Origin of the sequence: Pantoea agglomerans, from assembly GCF_021397715.1 — a bacterium.
Classification (GTDB): Bacteria; Pseudomonadota; Gammaproteobacteria; order Enterobacterales; family Enterobacteriaceae; genus Pantoea; species Pantoea astica.
On record NZ_CP090208.1, the window covers coordinates 250,228 to 267,885 of the forward strand.

Consider the following 17,658-nt stretch of genomic DNA (forward strand, 5'->3'; position numbering starts at 1 on the left):
GGTTGAGTTGCAGTCGAATAAAAGCGGAAGGTACAGTGTGCTTTCTCAGCGTCAGGGCCGCTGACCTTCCGCTTCCTGCATGTGTCCGGCTCTGCTTTCCACGCCTGGCCAGAACAGACAGTCAAATCCCTGATTAAGATGACCGGCGGCGTCGATCCGGCATCATCTTCAGCCTTCGCATAGCCTTGCCAGTTACTTGCACCGGCATTCACCTTTATGAAGGAGCGATGATCGCTATCCCGTTGAGGTAACCATACAACGTTATGATGTCTCGCCCAGACATTGCCACTGTTGGTCTTTGTTCACTGAAATCAGCACCCTTCACCCGCAGTCGCTGAGTGGTTATCCGCGGCTTTGACTCTCCGATCGAAAACAGCCTGATTTCACAGAAACGCCTGCCAGGCCGCTTTCAGGCCGTTGCGTTAAACCACTACGTTCACTGTAGTCAGTGAAATCAGATTCCGGAAATCCAGCAAGCAGACAGGCTGTATAACAAGGCTTAGCGAGATAGAGTGTCGTTGTTTCAAGGCGTTATTAGCCGGTCACCTTTAACGCCCTCGCTTTTCGGCACGGTTAACCTCATCGTGATCACGGCACCGCAGGAAAGGTTAAAGCAAAGATATTGCATTAAGCCCGCACTGCCCGTATACCTTATTAAAGCTAATCCTTTGCATTAAGGTATCCATCATGACAGCCATCCAGCCCGTTCTGACTCCCCGGTCCGCTGCACGTCTGACGCTTTTCAGCTTCACCGGCGCGGTATTGATTTCGGCCACCAGCAGCGCACCGACGCCGCTTTATCCGCTCTACCGCTCGCTGTTTCATCTGAGTCCATCGCTGCTCACCGTAATCTTTGGGGTCTATGCCTTTGCGCTGCTGGCTGCGTTGCTGACCGTGGGGAAAATATCTGACTACACCGGTCGCCGGCCACTGATGCTGCTGGCTTTGGCGCTCAATAGCGTGGCGCTGGTGATTTTTATCACTGCAGATTCCGCTGCGGTTTTAATCGGCGCACGTCTGGTTCAGGGCTTTGCGACCGGCATCGCCTTACCGACTTTTGGCGCGACCCTGATCGATGCCAATAAACATCGCGGTCCGTTGCTCAACTCCGTCACCGCCTTTCTGGGAATGACGCTGGGTACGCTGGCAGGCAGCATCCTGGTCACTTACGCCCCCTTCCCTACCGTTATGCTTTATGCGCTGTTGTTACTGGCGATGCTGGTGGCAATGGCGCTGTTGCCGCTGATACCCGAAACCATTTCACCCCAGCCTGGCGTGCTGGCGGCGCTGCGGCCACAGGTGATGATTCCGCGTCGGGCGCTGGGACCGCTGTTGAAAGTCGCGCCGGTGAACATTGCCACCTGGATGCTGGGCGGATTCTATCTTTCACTGATGCCGACGCTGGTGATCAGCGCCACCGGCCTGACCTCACCTTTTATTGGTGGCAGCGTGGTGGCAACCCTGATGCTGAGCGCCACCGCCGCGGTATTTTTCTTCCGGTCGTTGCCAGCCGCGCGAGCGCTGTTTATAGGGACGCTGATGCTGATAGCCGGTGTCAGTGTCACTCTCTCTGGCGTCGGTTTGCATGCCGTCGTCTGGCTCTATCTCGGCACGGCCATTGCGGGCCAGGGATTTGGCTCAATCTTTTCAAATGTGCTGAAGATCATTATGCAACTCGCTGAAAGCCATGAGCGCGCCGGGCTGTTCTCGGCCTTTCTCATCAAAAGCTATCTCGCCTTTGCGCTACCGGCGATTCTGGCAGGTATCGCCGCGCCACACATTGGCCTGACTCTGACCGCATTTCTTTATGGCATGACGATTGTGATACTGGCGCTGGTGTCGTTGCTGGCGGTCAGATCTGGTTCATTTGCCCGGGCGCACAGCTAAATAGTGGGACTGAATGACCAGCTTCCCCGCCACGTCATTCACAAATCGGGATTATCATTTACACTCAAACGGTTCGATTCACTGAGTCCTGCTGTTGGGTAACGCCAGAAATATCATGCCTGAATCCCGTCCTGATGATGCTTTAGCCCTGTTTTCGCCCGCGACGCGGCGCTGGTTTTCCACGACCTTTGATGCTCCGACGCCGGTGCAACAGTCGGCATGGCAGGCAATTGCCAGCGGTCAGCACTGCCTGGTGATTGCCCCGACCGGCTCGGGGAAAACGCTGGCGGCCTTCCTGACCGCCATCGATTCGCTGTTCCAGGCCCGGGCGCAGCAGCCCGCGCCCGATCGCGAATCCACCACCCGTATTCTGTATATCTCGCCGGTTAAAGCGCTGGCGGCAGATGTGCAGCGCAACCTCAATCTGCCGCTGGCCGGCGTGATGGCTGAACGTCAGCAACGGGGCGAGCCAGAGATCACGCTCAATGTCGGGATGCGATCCGGCGACACGCCAACGGCTGAACGGGCAAAACTGTTGCGACGGCCACCGGATATTCTGATAACGACCCCGGAATCGCTGTTTCTGATGCTGACCTCAAAAGCCCGTACCACGTTGCAGGGCGTGACCACGGTCATTGTTGATGAAGTCCATGCGGTAGCCGGATCAAAGCGCGGCTCACAGCTGGCGCTAAGCCTTGAGCGGCTGGATGCGTTGCTGCCGCAGCCCGCTCAGCGCATTGGGCTTTCCGCCACGGTACGTCCGGTCGAACGCGTCGCTGAGTTTCTCGGCGGCTGTCAGCCAACTCTGGTGGTGAATCCCGCCGCTGGCCGCATCCTGCATCTCAGCATTGAAGTGCCGGTAACCGATATGACCGATATCGCCAGCGATCCGAATCCCCATAGCGGCACAGGTCAGCCCAGCGGATCGATCTGGCCGCATATCGAGACCCGCATTCTGCGGCTGGTCATGGCGCATCGTGCCACGCTGGTGTTCGCTAACTCACGCGGACTGGCAGAAAAACTCACCGCGCGACTGAATGAACGTTACGCGGCGCAGCAGCAGACAGAAAGTCTGCGCCAACCGGCGCAGCACTATGATTCGTTTTCCGGCGGCAGCCAGAACCGCAGCGACAGCGCGCCCGCGGTTATTGCACGATCTCACCACGGCTCGGTGTCGAAAGAGCAGCGCAGCGAAATTGAATCGGCGCTGAAACAGGGCGATCTGCGGTGTGTGGTGGCGACATCGAGCCTGGAGCTCGGCATTGATATGGGGCCGGTTGATCTGGTGATTCAGGTGGGTGCACCGTTATCCGTCGCCAGCGCGCTGCAACGGGTTGGCCGGGCCGGACATCAGGTGGGCGGCGCTTCCACCGGGATTCTGTTTCCGCGTACCCGCCGCGATCTGCTTGATGCGACGGTGATGGTGCAATCGATGCAGGCCGGGCAGCTTGATGCCCTTTCACCGCCGCGTAACCCGCTGGATATTCTGGCGCAGCAGACGCTGGCTGCCGTTGCCATGGAGCCCCTACAGGCGGATGCGTGGTTTGAACGGGTGCGGCGTGCCGATCCGTTTCGCACCCTCTCTCGCCGCCTGTTCGACGCCACGCTGGATATGCTGGCCGGTAAGTTTCCGTCGGATGATTTTACGCATCTGCGTCCTCGTCTGGTCTGGGATCGCCAAAGTGGCCTGTTAACGGCCCGGCCAGGCACCCAGCATCTGGCCGTCACCAGCGGCGGCACCATTCCCGATCGCGGCATGTTCAGCGTCATCCTGCCTGAAGGCGAAGAGCAATCGGGATCGCGGCGGGTCGGCGAACTGGATGAAGAGATGGTTTACGAATCGCGGGTTAATGACATCATCACCCTCGGGGCGACATCCTGGCGTATCCAGCAGATTACTCACGATCAGGTCGTGGTCGTACCGGCACCGGGTCGCTCAGCGCGCTTACCGTTCTGGCGCGGTGAAGGCGTTGGCCGGGCGGCAGATTCAGGTGCCAGCCTGGCGGTGTTTTTGCGTCAGCTTGATCACGCGACGCCCGAAGATGCACAACAGCATCTGCACTCCCTCGGGCTGAATGATCATGCCGTCTCGAACCTGCTGTCGTTAGTGGCTGAGCAGCGCGCTGCCACCGGCGTTTTGCCTGGCGATCGCACCCTGGTAATCGAACGCTGCCGTGATGAAACCGGTGACTGGCGGGTGATCCTGCATTCACCCTGGGGACAACGCATCCATGCGCCCTGGGCGCTGGCGATCGCGGCCCGCATCCAGCGGCGGCTGGGCATAGATGCTTCAGTGGTCGCCAGCGACGACGGCATCATCGCCCGCTTTCCCGATAGCGAAGGCCGGGTACCGGGCGCGGAACTGTTTGTTTTTGATGCCGATAGCCTGACGCAGCAAGTGGCTGACACGATAGGCAGCTCGGCGCTGTTCGCCGCCCGCTTTCGGGAATGTGCTTCACGCGCCTTGCTGCTGCCAAAGCGGAATCCGGGTAAACGTTCTCCCCTGTGGCAGCAGCGGTTACGGGCCGGTCAGCTGCTGGAAGTGGCTCGCCAGTATGAAGATTTCCCGATCCTGATCGAAACCGCACGCGAATGCCTGCAGGATGTCTATGATTTGCCCGCGCTGCACCGCCTGATGAAACAGATCCAGCAGGGAAGCGTGCAGTTTGTTGAGGTGATCACTGAACACCCTTCGCCGTTCGCAGCGCCGCTGTTGTTTGGCTATGTGGCCGAATTTCTCTACGCCAGCGATGCGCCACAGGCTGAACGCCGCGCTTCACTGCTGGCACTCGACAGCAACCTGCTGGGTGAACTGCTCGGCCAGACGGATAAAGGTGAATTACTGGCACCTGCCGTGGTTGAGCAGCTAGAGCAGGCGTTACAGCGTCTGGACCCGCGCTATCAGGCACAGCATGTTGAAGGCATTGTGGATCTGCTGCGCGAGCTGGGTCCGCTGTCACTGAATGACATTGAGGCGCGTTTCAGCGGCGATCCTTCACAGGCGGTCGCGGCATTAGAGCAGTTTGAAGAAACCCGGCGGGTGATTCGCGTCACCGTTGCCGGCGAGGCGCGCTGGGCGGTGGTGGAAGATGCTGCCCGTTTGCGCGATGCGCTGGCTACCCGCATTCCCGATAACCTGCCTGCCACCTTTTTACAACCGCTCTCCGATCCGCTCCGCGACCTGATCACCCGCTATGCCCGAACCCATAGCCTGTTCAGCGCGCAGCAGCTCGCCGATCGCTATGGATTAGGCGTGGCGATAGTCAATAAGGCGCTGCGCCCGTTACGCGAGCAGGGCACTCTGCTAAGCATCGCCGCCGGGCCGGACGCGTCGGCTGGCGTCTGGGTTGATGCCGGCGTGTTTAAACGGCTGCGGCTACGTTCACTGCAATCAGCGCGTGAGGCGACGCGTCCGGTCGCGCCTGCTGCCTGGGTAACGCTGTTGCTGGAGCGGCACGGCGTGCTTAATCCGGCGGCCGCCTTTACCCTTGAATCCTCAACGGTGGCGCAGCCGCTGTATGAGGGTATTGATGGCCTGGCGCGGGTGATAGAGCAGCTGGCGGGCGTGGCGCTGCCTGCTTCGCTGTGGGAGTCGCAAATCCTTCGCGCCCGAATCCGTGATTATCAGCCCGCGATGCTGGATGAACTGTTAGCTAACGGCGAGGTGCTCTGGTGCGGGCATAAGGCGCTGGGACACAGCGACGGCTTGATTTCGCTCCATCTCGCCGAATTTGCCGCTGAAACGCTGCCGCCATCTGACTCAACGCAGTCACCGACAGCCTTGCAACAGGCTATTCTTGAGGCGCTCAGCCACGGTGGCGCGTGGTTCGCCCACGAGATTATGGCAAAACTGGCGGGACCGGAGACGCCGCCATCCGGCGATATTTATGCCGCCTTATGGCAACTGGTGTGGCAGGGCGACATCACCACCGATACCTGGACTGCGGTGCGTGGGCTGCTGGGCTCGCCGGGCGGGACACGCTCCCGGCCGACGCGCGCGCTGCGTAGCCGTCATGTGCAGCGATTCGCACCGTCACGCGGTCCGGGCGTTAATACCATTGCCGGACGCTGGTCACGTCTTGTCCGGCGAGATATTTCACCGACACGTCAGGCCCTGGCGCTGGCCGAAAACATGCTCGACCGCTACGGCGTCATTACCCGCGGCAGCGCAATTTCGGAGCAGATCCCCGGTGGTTTTCCTGCATTGCAGCCAGTATTGCGCGGTATGGAGGATGCCGGACGGATAATGCGTGGACGCTTTATCGCTGGTGCAGGCGGCGCGCAGTTCGCTGACGCCCTGACGATTGAGCGCCTGCGTGAACTGGCACAGCAACCGGCCGACCCCACCGCCGCGGTAGCGCTTGCCGCCATGGACCCGGCGAATCCGTTCGGTGCCACGCTTGGCTGGCCGGTTCATCTGACCGGCACTCGCCCGGTGCGGCGGCTGGGTGCGCGGGTCGCGATCGTGGGTGGCGAGCTGGCGCTCTATCTGCCGCAGGGCGGAAAAGATCTGCTGATCTTTACACCGGATGAAGCGCAACAGCAGGCCGCCATCGCCGCACTGGCGCTGGCGCTGAAGCGCGAAAGATCGCTGAGCTTTACGCTGGAAACGGTAAACGGTCAGCCGGTTTCGCAGTCGCCATTACTCAACGCCCTGCGCCATGCCGGATTCTCCCGCGTGCCACAGGGATTCAGCTGGTACGGCTGAGATTATCTTCACGAACAAAATCGATAAAAGCCTGCAGCGGTGCCGGAATTAACCGGCGGTCATTGTAGTAGAGCCACGGGCCAGAGAAGCTCAGCCACCAGGGCTGTAGCAGCGGTTCCAGTTTTCCGTTGTCAAAACAGGGCTGCAGCCACTCCTCAAACAGATAAATAATGCCGCTACCGGCAATAGCCGCCTCAACCGCCAGATCCATCGCTCCGCCAACGCTCACCACCAGCGGTCCGTTCACCTGTACAGTGATGTCATTGCCATCCCGGCTAAATTCCCAGTCCGGCATGACGCCGCTGGCATATCGGCCCCGCAGACAGCGATGATGGATCAGATCGCGCGGATGATCGGGACGGCCATATCGGGCAAGGTAAGCCGGTGAAGCGGCGGCGGCAAACCGCTGGCGACGTGGGCCAATCGGCATCGCTACCACATCCTGCTCCAGCCGTTCATCGTAGCGGATGCCCGCATCGCAACCGTCACGAAAGACATCCTGAACGTTACTTTCCGCCACAATCTCCAGTTGAATGTCGGGATACCGCTGCAGAAACTCCGGTAATAACGCCGGTAACACCAGCCGCGTGGCGCTGACCGGTACGTTGAGCCGCAGCGTACCGCCTGGCGTATTGCGGTAGAGATTGATCGCATCCAGCGCGGCGTTGACCTCATTCATTGCCGGAAGCAGACGATCCATCAGCGCCCTGCCCGCTTCCGTTAACACCACCGTCCGCGTGGTGCGGTGAAATAACCGGATACCGAGTTGCTGTTCGGCACGGCGAACCGCATCGCTCAGACGTGACGCGTTACTGCCGGTCACCCGGGCCGCCTCACGAAAACCACCGGCTTTTGCCACCGCCACGACCGCCTCCAGTAACGCTATCTCTACCGCCATTGTGCAGCACTCCGTACAGTCTGTCCTGATCTGACCGGATAGTTGCACAACAGGAACCCCGTTACAATCAATCTACATTCACGCAGGAGGTTTCCATGTCACACACCACCATGACCTATCCGCTGGGCGATCGTAATGTTAACCGTCTGGGCTACGGCGCTATGCAACTGGCGGGACCGGGCGTCTTTGGTCCGGTCAAAGATGAAGCGCGGGCCATTCAGGTACTCCGCGATGCGGTGGCCGCAGGCGTTAATCATATCGATACCAGTGATTTTTACGGCCCGCACGAAACCAACCAGCTCATCAATAAAGCGCTGCATCCCTATCCGCAGGATCTCTGCATCGTGACGAAAGTCGGCGCCCGGCGTGATGCTAAAGGTGGCTGGCTGCCCGCGATGGAACCCGACGCGCTGACCCAGGCGGTAGAAGATAACCTGCGTCATCTTGGGCTGGATGTCATCGAGGTGGTGAATCTGCGCAGTATGTTTCAGGTGTTTGCGCCGCAGGAAGGTTCGCTGGAACCGCAGCTGGCAGCCCTGCTGGAACTCAGAGCGCGCGGATTGATCCGGCATATCGGCCTGAGTAACGTCACGCCGAAGCAGGTCGCTGACGCGCAGGCCATGACGCCGATTGTCTGCGTGCAGAACATGTATAACCTGGCAAACCGGCAGGATGATGCGCTGATCGATCAGCTGGCCGAGCAACAGATCGCCTACGTGCCGTTCTTCCCGCTGGGAGGTTTCTCGCCGTTGCAGTCGACGCAGTTAAATGAGGTCGCCGCCGCACTGAATGCCACGCCGATGCAGGTCGCGCTCGCCTGGCTGTTGCGCCGTTCGCCAAACATTTTGCTGATCCCCGGCACCTCATCTCCCGCGCATTTGCAGGAAAATCTGGCCAGCGCTCAACTGACGTTAAGCGATGAGATCATGGCAAAACTCAACGGTATCTGAGCTATTCGCCCGCCTCGCGGGCTTTTTTTTGGCTGAACGGTGTCAGAACTGCTTCAGACACTCCACCAGCGAGGGCCGATCGCTACAGCGGATGTGGTGATCAATTCTGTCGATCATATAGGGGTAAAACGGGTTCGATGTGGCGCGCATGATCGAGTCAAGACCGACAATCAGCACCGCACTCTCGCCCCGCAGCGACAGGGTGCCGAAGCTGATGCCAAACTCATTTTTGATGGCTGGCTCACTGCCATATAAGCCATCCTGCGCCGGAAACGGGATCGCGACGTGGGAGAGTGAATAGAGACCGGCAGGATAATTGATCGCCAGCGGCAGCGTCTGCTCGCTGATCTCACCGGCTGGTACTGTTTTCGTCACCATGTTTAACGAGGTGGCCGTGGCGTTAGTGATCACCGTTGAGGTATATAAACGACGGGCAGCCGGCAACAGCTGATTAACCGCGGTGTAGGAGGAGTGACGGAACAGCGGGCTGACGCTGACTGCCTGATTGATATCAAACAGCACCAGTTCGCTGCCATTATCCGGCAGGTAATTATAGAGAGAACGGATCACCGACGGGGTGCTGACGGTGGAATCCATCACCGACTGGAAGGTCAGTACCGGCGGAAAGGTCGCCAGTTGCTGTTGACGTGACGCCTGCACAATCTGCTTTTGCAGCGCCTGCGTTAACAGGTAGGTCTGGCGAGCAGCGTGAACCGGAAAGGAGTTGTACTTAAAGGGATTGAACTCCGGCACGATGTTCAGCCAGGCCGTTTTGGAAAAAGCCGGAAAAATCGACGGCAGTCCCGCGACACCGGCAAAGCGGGCGAAACGGGTTACGCCTATCATCGGCGACAGCAGGATCAGCTGTTGCGGACGGCGTAAATGGTGATCGGTCAGACTGTCCAGCGTGTACTTCACCGCCAGCGCGCCGCCGTTGGAAAAGCCAACCAGGTGCAGAGGCGTCTTCTCACCCGCCAGCCGGGTCGCTTCACGCACCGCTAACCGTGTCGCCGCCAGCCAGTCCTGCCAGTCTACATCCGTCAGCCCGGCCGGTACCGTGCCGTGACCGGGTAACCGCAGTGCCACCGCCACATAGCCCTGCTGGCGGTAGGCTTCCGCCACGTGTCGCAGGCTATAGGGGCTGTCGGTCAGGCCGTGCAGCAAAACAACCGCTCCCCGCGGTACGCCAGCGGGTCGCAGAATATAGGATCGGTTCCAGTCGTGACTGAAATTTTCGGGATAGATCAGGCTACGAGCATAGTAGCGGTTAAGCGGCGTTTTCTCGTCCGCTTCCAGCTTGTCGCTGACCTGCTGCTTCATCTTATCATACAGCCGGTTTTCCGCCGCCAGATAATCGGCATAGCTGGCCTGATCAAGCTGCTCAACCGTTAATTCATGCGGTACCCAGGTGTGCCAGCGATGTAATTCCGGACCGCGCTCAGCCTCATATACCCGGAAGATCAGCAACAGCACCACGATCAGTCCTGCGCCGAGAAGGCAGCGTTTGCTCCAGCGGGCGATTTTTTTTAACGTCCTGGTCATGCATCCTTACCTGAAAAATTAAAAGCCATAACGAAGCCATGCAAATAAGACATTGCCATTGTTGTAGGTGCCGGGAATATAGGTGAACTGCACATTCAGCGCTTTATAACCGGCAGAGAATAGCGGCAGGACGATTGGCAACGGGATATATCCGCCGAAATCGTCACGAGCCGTAATACCCGCGGTTAATCCCGCGCCTAACCGGAAATCGTGATTATCACCGGGATACCAGCCCTTTTCCCAGCCGTAACCCACAATCGGTTGCCACTCGTTATGCGAGTCTTTAAACGCCATCGCGTATAACGCATTCCAGTTGCCGTTCTCATCATATCGCGACACACCCAGCCCGCCGCCCCACGGCATCTCGTTATAGTGGTCGGTTTTCTCTTTGTCATACATAAAACGGGCATGCCAGCTGATAAAGGGCAGATAGAGATCGGTATGCTGCGGTGCATTCCAGGTCTGCGCGACATCGTCCGTCACCCCATCCCACCAGGATGACAGAGACGAGACGGCTGTTTCAGCATAGAGCGGACCGACAGCCAGCGATGCAGCAAGCAATACCGTTGCGGTTGCAATTTTCATGACAGGTCCCGTCAGCGCGCGGTGGTGATGACGAATGAGTATAGCGCAGTCCTTAACGCGCCGATTGTCACCGGTCATGCTTCGCTTAAATAGCGGATAATCTGGCTTATTCCCCAGAGGATCAGAAATGAAGAGGCTGCTTTCAGACCGTACTGAGCAGAATTTCAGGCTGAAATCGCCAAGGGTGAAGGTATAACGACCACTGATTACAGTGAATGTCTGAGCGCTACAGCTCAAGGTTAACGGTGAACAGCAGGAAGAAAGAACCGGACTGGAGCCAGTCCGGTTCGGAGGATCAGGCTTCAGCAGCCAGGGATTTTTCGCCAAACTTCTCTTTCATATGGGACTCAATCTCTTCCAGACTTTTACCGCGCGTTTCAGGAACCATCGCCATCACAAAGATCAGCGAGCCGACGTTAATCGCAGCAAAGATAAAGAAGGTGGTGCTGCCGGCATATTCCATGATGGGTGGAAAGCCAAAGGCGACTATCGCGTTAAAGATCCACTGTAATGAGACGGCGCTGCCGGTTAACACGCCACGCAACTGCATCGGGAACAGTTCCGACATCATCAGCCAGTAGACCGGTGAAATGCACATCTGCATACAGAACAGGAACAGCAGAATACAGCCCAACGCGAGGTAGCTCTGCATCAGGCTCGGGCTGATGAAGGTCATCACCGCACCCAGCATAATCTGCGAGGTGATGACCAGACACAGGCCGGTGATCAGCATCGCCCGACGAGGGAAACGGCTGACCGCCCAGATTCCCACAATCGCCGCCACGACGGAAACGACGCCGTTGCCGATGGTGGCGGCAATTGAGGCGCTGGTGCCAAGACCGGTCTGCTTGAGGATGATAGGCGTGTAATACATAAAGCCATTAACCCCGGTAAACTGCGCCACGAAGCCCAGGCCGACGCCGATAATCATCAGGCGTATCACCCACTTCTCGCGGATCAGGGTTTTTGCATCAGGACCCCGTTCCGCTTCCCGCGCCTGCTTCTTCATCTGCGCCATTTCATGACGCACTTCTCGCGGCGTTTCACGCAGGTATTTGAGGATCTTTTTCGCTTCTTTCAGGCGACCTTCCGCCACCAGCCAGTGCGGTGACGCCGGAACAAAGAAGGTTCCGATAAACAGCAACAGGCCAGGCACCATCGCGATGGCCAGCATGTAACGCCACAGATGCGGATCGTGCAGCAGATAACTCAGCAGCGTACTGGCCACGTAGGCGATCAGCTGACCGGTGACAATCATCAGTTCATTACGGCTGACCAGCGGCGCACGCAGTCGTGGGCCGGCAATTTCAGCGATGAACACCGGCACGGTCGAAGAGCCGCCACCCACCGCGATACCGAGCAGGAAACGCATCGCCACCATCACATTGACCGATGGCGCCAGCGCCGTGCCCAGCGAGCCAAGCACAAACAACACTGCCAGGCTGCGCAGCGTGATACGGCGACCAAAGCGATCGGAGAAGAAGCCGCTCAGGAACGAACCGACGGCCGCACCGAACACCAGTGAAGAGGCAACCAGCCCTTCGGTGAAGGAGTTCAGCCCAAGTCCGCCCTGATCCGGCGGAGAAGTCATGTAAGGTAAGGCACCGGAGATAATCCCGGTGTCATAACCGAACGCCAGCGCACCCATAGTGGCAACCAGCACCACAAGAAAAATACGCTGGCGTACCGTGTCGGCAGGCGCGTGTTCGCCCGCTTCACCCGCGTCTGGTCTATTCGTACTCATAATTACCCTGCCATTAACAAGTTAAACATCCGTTGATGAAATTTCATACGGAATAAAATTGGAACATATTTACCGATTGGGAGATGAAGTGTAGACGGTATTTATCACTTAGCTTTAGCAATGCGTCTTTTCTGGCGGGATAATTAATTACAAAACTCAGGGAAATAGTGGCGAACCGAAATTATCTTTAACATTAAATTAACGTATTCAGTTCGTGCTGGATCCAGTTCAGGAAATGACTGACGCGGGGAAACTGCGCAAATCCGCGCGGATAGACCAGGTGGTGCGCGCTGACCGGCAGGCTATAGGGCTCTGGCAGCACTCTGACCAGTTTACCGCTGCGTAGATAATCTTCAGCCAGCAACTCACTCTCGAAAATAAGCCCGTGACCCAGCATGGCGGCTTCAAGACTCATATAAGAGCGGTCAAAGCGAAATAACCACTCTTTGTCCGGCTGGGGTAATTGTTGAGCAGCGAACCATTGTGGCCACTGAATAAGCGGTGATTCCGATAATATCAGCGCGTGATGAATGAGATCCCCGGCCTGATTAACGGGAAAGCGTTCAAGATAATCGGGCGAAGCCAGTACCGACATCCTTTCATGGCGGATGGTTTTAATCTCAAACGATTTCCAGTCCGGGAAACCGTGCCGCACCGCAAGATCAATATTATCGCGACTGAACGATAAATTTTCATAGGAGCAGGAGAGCGTTAGCTGAAATTCCGGGTAGCTGTCGCGAAATTTATGAATCCGCGGCAACAGCCACAGCAGACCGAAACTCGGCGCGCAGTGAATCCGCAGATTACTGCGCGTCTTCTCGTTACTGATGCGCGCCGTCGCCTGCGCCAGGCCCAGCAGTATCGGGCTGATTTCTTTAAGGTAATGTTCGCCTGACAGCGTCAGCACCACGCCTTTAGCCGAACGATTGAACAGGCTGCAACCGAGTTCCCGTTCCAGTTTTGCCAACTGATGACTGGCCGCCGAAGGCGTAATACTTAATTCCTCCGCCGCACGCGCCACATTGCCAAAATGGGCCACCTGCTCAAACACCCGCAGTGATTTAATCGAAGGTAAGTGGTCAGCCTGCTTGTCCATTGGTCTCTCCGTGACGGAAATATGTGATGTATGCCCGTTTCTAAACCGCAGAAATGTTAACTGCATCAAACCAACAAATTCATTCAGCATCAAATGAATTTTTTTGCATTGCCAATATCGACGGCTTTATCAATTCTGATCGTGACCCTGCCGGTAGCAATACCGAACCACTAATAATTATTCTTCTGGAGTGGACCATGTTACTTGAAAATAAAGTCGCGATTATCACCGGTGCAGCTTCCCAACGCGGGATTGGCCGTGCAACCGCAGCCTGCTTTGCGCAGCACGGCGCCCGCGTGGTGGTGCTGGATTTGGATTTACAGGCCGCTCAGGCCAGTGCGCTGGCCTGTGGTGACGGTCATCTGGGGCTGGCCGCAGACGTGACCGATCCGCTTAGCGTTCGCCGGGCAATCGATCAGGTCCTGGAGCACTATGGCCGGATAGATGTGCTGGTCAATAACGCCGGGATTACGCAGCCGGTGAAAACGCTGGAGATTGGCCTTGAGGATTACAATCGCATTCTTGATGTTAATCTGCGCGGCACTTTGCTGATGTCACAAGCGGTGATCCCCACCATGCAGCAGCAAAAGAGCGGCAGTATTGTCTGCCTCTCGTCGGTTTCCGCACAGCGCGGCGGCGGTATTTTTGGCGGCCCGCACTACAGCGCAGCCAAAGCTGGCGTGCTGGGGCTCACCAAAGCGATGGCGCGCGAATTTGGCCCCGATCAGATCCGTATCAATGCGCTTACGCCCGGTCTGATTCAGACCGACATCACCGGCGGTCTGCTGCAGGATGAACGTCGTCACGCCATTATTGACGGTATCCCTCTTGGCCGCCTCGGCGCAGCCAGCGACGTCGCCAACGCTGCGCTGTTCCTCGCCAGCGATCTCTCCAGCTACCTGACCGGCATCACGCTGGACGTCAACGGCGGCATGCTTATCCATTAAAAGCGCCCTGCCCTGCCCGCATACCGGCGGGCTCACACCGGGAGTGACTATCATGAGCACGCTTAACCTGAGCGCAGCTGCGGCTGCGCGCGATATCACCTATCGCAAAATTGCCTGGCGATTAATGCCGTGGCTGATGCTGTGTTATCTCTGTGCCTATCTTGACCGCGTGAATGTCGGCTTCGCTAAATTACAGATGATGGAAGATCTGTCACTGAGCGAGACGGTATATGGTCTGGGTGCTGGCATCTTTTTTATCGGCTATTTCTTTTTTGAAGTCCCCAGTAATCTGATTCTGCATCGGGTCGGCGCTCGCCGCTGGATCGCCCGCATCATGATCACCTGGGGTTTTATCTCAGCCCTGTTCGCCTTTGTTGAAACTGCATGGCAGTTCTATCTGCTGCGTTTCCTGCTTGGCGTGGCAGAAGCCGGACTCGCGCCCGGTCTGCTGCTCTATCTCACCTACTGGTTCCCCGCCAGCCGCCGCGCCCGCATGACAGTGCTGTGGTTTATCGCCATTCCGCTTTCCGGGATGCTTGGTGGCCCGCTCTCTGGCTGGATTATGGCAACCTTTGCCGGTTTCCACGGCTGGGCCGGCTGGCAATGGATGTTTCTGCTGGAGGCTATCCCTACCATTGCTATGGGTTTAGTGGTGTTGCTGGTGCTGAAAGATCGGGTTGAGCAGGCGGACTGGCTGGATGATGACGAAAAGCGCCGAGTCCGCGCCGACCTGGATGAAGACAATCAGCAGAAGGCCTGTCACAGCACGGTTAAAGCATTCGTTGCGGATAAGCGTCTCTGGCTACTGGCGCTGATCTACTTCTGCGTCGTGATGGGACAATATGCCCTGACCTTCTGGTTACCGACACTGGTCAGAAATTCCGGCGTCAGCGAGCCGCTGCATATTGGCTTCCTGACCAGCCTGCCCTACCTGTGCGCCATCATTTTTATGCTGCTGGCCGGTCGCAGCGGTGACCGTCATCGTGAACGCCGCTGGCACCTGATCATTCCGATGCTGGTGGGACTGAGTGGATTGTCGCTGGCAACGCTGCTGAGCCACAGCGTCTCTCTGTCGCTGCTCTCACTGTGCATTGCCGCCGCCGGGATTCTCTCTGCGTCTTCACTGTTCTGGATGCTACCGACCAATCTGCTGGGTGGCGTCTCTGCTGCCGCAGGCATCGCCGCGGTGAACTGCATTGCCAATCTGGCCGGCTTCTTTTCGCCGTGGCTGATTGGTGCCATTACCACGGCAACCGGTTCACCCGCATCAGGAATGTATTTTATCGCTGCCGTACTGCTGGGTGGCGCGCTGTGCGTGCTGCGCATCCGGGCAGCGGATGTTAATCGTTAATCAGGAGGTAATATGACTGACCATCTGCACGCGTCTTCCGGTCTCTCACTGCAGCAACGCGCTACCAATATTCGCCGCCACGCGTTATTGATGGGCCAGGTTCAGGGACAGGGCTATATCGGTCAGGCGCTCGGCGCGGCCGATCTGCTCGCCGTCAGCTATTTTCATGCCATGAACTATCGCGCCGATCAGCCTGACTGGGAGCAGCGCGACCGCTTTTACCTGTCGATTGGGCATTACGCTATCGCCCTGTATGCGGCTCTGCTGGAAGCTGGCGTGATACCGGAAGCCGAACGTGAGACTTACGGCACCGATGAAAGCCGCTTGCCCATGTCCGGCATGGCAGCCTATACGCCGGGCATGGAAATCACTGGCGGTTCGCTCGGGCATGGCTTAGGGATCGCCGTTGGTGCCTGTCTGGGCCTGAAGCAAAAAGGATCTGCTTCGCGGGTCTTTAACCTGCTCTCTGACGGCGAGCTGAACGAAGGGTCAACCTGGGAAGCGGCGATGTCCGCCTCACACTGGCAACTGGATAATCTGATCGCCATCGTTGATGTCAATAATCAGCAGGCGGATGGCCATAGCAGCGATATCCTGGCCTTTGAACCGATTGTGGATCGCTGGCAGGCTTTTGGCTGGTATACGCAGCGGGTGGATGGCAATGACATCACGGCTTTGCAGTCAGCGTTTGATGCAGCGCTCAACTGGGCTGAACCGCAACCACGCGTGATTATCTGTGATACCCGGATGGGCAAAGGTGTCTCGTTTCTGGAGAGCCGTGAGAAAACGCACTTCATCCGGGTTGATGCCGATGAGTGGGACAAAGCCCTGACTGCGCTTGAGCAAGGAGTCTGAGATGAATTTACAACCGCAAAAAAAACGCCTGACCACCTCGGCAATGATCGCGTCGATAGCCGCAGAGGGACAGCCAACACTCTCAGCACCGTTTGGTCATGCGCTGGTCTCGCTGGCGCAGCAACGACCGGATGTGGTCGGAATGACGGCGGATTTAAGCAAGTACACTGACCTGCATCTGTTCGCCGACGCTTTTCCGGAACGCTTCTATCAGATGGGCATGGCGGAGCAGTTGCTGATGAGCGCAGCGGCTGGCATGGCGCGTGAAGGCTTTACGCCGTTCGTGACGACCTACGCGGTATTTGCGTCACGGCGCGCCTATGACTTTATCTGTATGGCTATCGCCGAAGAGAATCTGAATGTCAAAATTGCTTGTGCGCTGCCGGGCTTAACCACCGGCTACGGACCCAGCCATCAGGCCACGGAAGATGTGGCGATTTTCCGCGGGATGCCCAATCTCACCATCATCGATCCTTGTGATGCGCTGGAGATCAGTCAGGTCGTTCCGGCTATGGCCGAGCATCAGGGACCGGTTTATCTGCGCCTGCTGCGAGGTAAGGTCCCGCTGGTGCTGGATAAATATGATTACCGCTATCAGCACGGTAAAGCCCAGCGCCTGCGTGGCGGCAAACATGCGGTGATCATCAGTAGTGGGCTGATGACGATGCGGGCTCTGGAAGCCGCCGAAGCGCTGGAGAAGCAGGGTATTGAGGTAGGCGTAGTGCATTCACCCGTCATTAAACCGCTGGATGAAGCGACTATTCTGCGCGAAGCCGGTGAGGCGGTTGATGCTAACCGGCTGGTGATCACCGCAGAAAATCATTCAATCGTAGGTGGATTAGGGGAAGCCATTGCGGGTCTGCTAATGCGTAACAGCGTGATGCCGCGCTTCAGGCAAATCGCCTTGCCGGATGCTTTTCTGGCAGCAGGCGCGCTTCCAACGCTGCATGACCGCTATGGCATCTCAACCGAGGCAATGATCAGGCAAATCACCGCCTGGCTGGAGGCGTAATCCACAGCAAAACCGGGCCTGGCCCGGTTTTTTTTCATCTTAAAAACAGTCGTAGCCGGGGCGAAGCTGAATCAGCGCTGCCT

At 57.8% G+C, this 17,658-nt stretch carries 12 protein-coding genes; 7 read left to right on the top strand and 5 right to left on the bottom strand.

The genetic code is table 11. The features are described from left to right. Positions 1-696 precede the first annotated feature (696 nt). Together LZU96_RS20865 and LZU96_RS20870 are read left to right on the top strand one after the other, a co-directional pair. A complete protein-coding gene (locus LZU96_RS20865) occupies positions 697-1,887 on the top strand; it encodes an MFS transporter (RefSeq protein WP_326491884.1) in 1,191 nt (396 codons plus the stop codon). A 115-nt stretch (positions 1,888-2,002) separates the two neighbouring features. Beyond that, positions 2,003-6,595: an ATP-dependent helicase gene (locus tag LZU96_RS20870; RefSeq protein ID WP_233988498.1), complete on the top strand. Its 4,593-nt coding sequence runs from the start codon at positions 2,003-2,005 to the stop codon at positions 6,593-6,595. Here the strand turns inward: LZU96_RS20870 and LZU96_RS20875 are convergent. After that, positions 6,579-7,493, bottom strand: a complete 915-nt coding sequence (locus LZU96_RS20875; protein WP_233988500.1) for a LysR family transcriptional regulator — start codon at positions 7,491-7,493, stop codon at positions 6,579-6,581. The genes LZU96_RS20870 and LZU96_RS20875 overlap by 17 nt on opposite strands. Positions 7,494-7,588: 95 nt before the next feature. Here LZU96_RS20875 and LZU96_RS20880 point away from each other — a divergent pair, with 95 nt between their 5' ends. Beyond that, the gene (locus LZU96_RS20880; RefSeq protein WP_233988501.1) at positions 7,589-8,443 is read left to right on the top strand and encodes an aldo/keto reductase family oxidoreductase; all 855 of its coding nucleotides are present in this window, start codon (positions 7,589-7,591) and stop codon (positions 8,441-8,443) included. A gap of 42 nt (positions 8,444-8,485) precedes the next feature. On the opposite strand, the gene LZU96_RS20885 is transcribed toward LZU96_RS20880, so the two are convergent. The 4 genes from LZU96_RS20885 to LZU96_RS20900 form a co-directional block, all read right to left on the bottom strand. Beyond that, complete coding sequence (locus LZU96_RS20885) at positions 8,486-9,985, bottom strand: alpha/beta hydrolase (protein ID WP_233988502.1); 1,500 nt, start codon at positions 9,983-9,985, stop codon at positions 8,486-8,488. 18 nt (positions 9,986-10,003) lie between these two features. Beyond that, positions 10,004-10,570 carry a lipid IV(A) palmitoyltransferase PagP gene (gene pagP / locus LZU96_RS20890; RefSeq protein WP_233988503.1) on the bottom strand — a complete coding sequence of 189 codons (567 nt, stop codon included), beginning with the start codon at positions 10,568-10,570 and terminating at the stop codon, positions 10,004-10,006. Positions 10,571-10,865: 295 nt separating this feature from the next. Next, on the bottom strand, positions 10,866-12,314 hold the full coding sequence (locus tag LZU96_RS20895) for a sugar porter family MFS transporter (RefSeq protein WP_233988504.1): 1,449 nt from the start codon (positions 12,312-12,314) through the stop codon (positions 10,866-10,868). Between the two features lie 193 nt (positions 12,315-12,507). Further along, a complete protein-coding gene (locus tag LZU96_RS20900; protein WP_233988505.1) occupies positions 12,508-13,410 on the bottom strand; it encodes a LysR substrate-binding domain-containing protein in 903 nt (300 codons plus the stop codon). A gap of 197 nt (positions 13,411-13,607) precedes the next feature. Between LZU96_RS20900 and LZU96_RS20905 the strand changes: the two genes are divergently transcribed. The 4 genes from LZU96_RS20905 to LZU96_RS20920 are packed head-to-tail and all read left to right on the top strand — an operon-like array spanning position 13,608 to position 17,575. Continuing rightward, on the top strand, positions 13,608-14,357 hold the full coding sequence (locus LZU96_RS20905; RefSeq protein WP_233988507.1) for an SDR family NAD(P)-dependent oxidoreductase: 750 nt from the start codon (positions 13,608-13,610) through the stop codon (positions 14,355-14,357). A 52-nt stretch (positions 14,358-14,409) separates the two neighbouring features. Further along, positions 14,410-15,708, top strand: coding sequence for an MFS transporter (locus LZU96_RS20910; protein ID WP_233988510.1), 1,299 nt, complete (start codon positions 14,410-14,412; stop codon positions 15,706-15,708). Between the two features lie 12 nt (positions 15,709-15,720). After that, a complete protein-coding gene (locus LZU96_RS20915; protein ID WP_233988512.1) occupies positions 15,721-16,563 on the top strand; it encodes a transketolase in 843 nt (280 codons plus the stop codon). Position 16,564: 1 nt separating this feature from the next. Further along, positions 16,565-17,575: a transketolase family protein gene (locus LZU96_RS20920; RefSeq protein ID WP_233988514.1), complete on the top strand. Its 1,011-nt coding sequence runs from the start codon at positions 16,565-16,567 to the stop codon at positions 17,573-17,575. Positions 17,576-17,658: the final 83 nt, after the last annotated feature.

Coding starts and splice junctions, on each gene's coding strand:
- LZU96_RS20870 (WP_233988498.1), top strand. CDS start 2,003: ATGCCTGAATCCCGTCCTGATGATGCTTTAGCCCTGTTTTCGCCCGCG.
- LZU96_RS20875 (WP_233988500.1), bottom strand. CDS start 7,493: ATGGCGGTAGAGATAGCGTTACTGGAGGCGGTCGTGGCGGTGGCAAAA.
- LZU96_RS20880 (WP_233988501.1), top strand. CDS start 7,589: ATGTCACACACCACCATGACCTATCCGCTGGGCGATCGTAATGTTAAC.
- LZU96_RS20885 (WP_233988502.1), bottom strand. CDS start 9,985: ATGACCAGGACGTTAAAAAAAATCGCCCGCTGGAGCAAACGCTGCCTT.
- pagP (WP_233988503.1), bottom strand. CDS start 10,570: ATGAAAATTGCAACCGCAACGGTATTGCTTGCTGCATCGCTGGCTGTC.
- LZU96_RS20895 (WP_233988504.1), bottom strand. CDS start 12,314: ATGAGTACGAATAGACCAGACGCGGGTGAAGCGGGCGAACACGCGCCT.
- LZU96_RS20900 (WP_233988505.1), bottom strand. CDS start 13,410: ATGGACAAGCAGGCTGACCACTTACCTTCGATTAAATCACTGCGGGTG.
- LZU96_RS20905 (WP_233988507.1), top strand. CDS start 13,608: ATGTTACTTGAAAATAAAGTCGCGATTATCACCGGTGCAGCTTCCCAA.
- LZU96_RS20910 (WP_233988510.1), top strand. CDS start 14,410: ATGAGCACGCTTAACCTGAGCGCAGCTGCGGCTGCGCGCGATATCACC.
- LZU96_RS20915 (WP_233988512.1), top strand. CDS start 15,721: ATGACTGACCATCTGCACGCGTCTTCCGGTCTCTCACTGCAGCAACGC.
- LZU96_RS20920 (WP_233988514.1), top strand. CDS start 16,565: ATGAATTTACAACCGCAAAAAAAACGCCTGACCACCTCGGCAATGATC.